Annotated in this window: 1 protein-coding gene; it reads left to right on the top strand. The window is 28.2% G+C overall.

Annotated elements, in window-relative coordinates:
- Nucleotides 1–78: 78 nt before the first annotated feature.
- On the top strand, nucleotides 79–206 hold a 128-nt coding region (locus tag FDW96_RS25760), incomplete at its 3' end, for a DUF1125 domain-containing protein (protein WP_373562168.1).

Here is a 206-nt window from a genome sequence, read left to right on the forward strand (position 1 = left end):
ATATCTATGAGAACCCTGAATTATTGGAAGGAGTAAGAAATGACAGTTGAAAGTTTACTAAAAGTGATTGAAGAAGGAATGACAGTTATTTTAAAAACTGAAAAAAATCGAATCATAGTCCAATTTGAATGTGGTAATGATATTGAAGCTTTCAGTTGCGGTTTCCTTTACAGAAAAATAAAAATTATCAAAATAAAAAATGGTAG

This window comes from Citrobacter sp. TBCS-15 (assembly GCF_005280815.1).
Lineage (GTDB): Bacteria > Pseudomonadota > Gammaproteobacteria > Enterobacterales > Enterobacteriaceae > Citrobacter > Citrobacter werkmanii.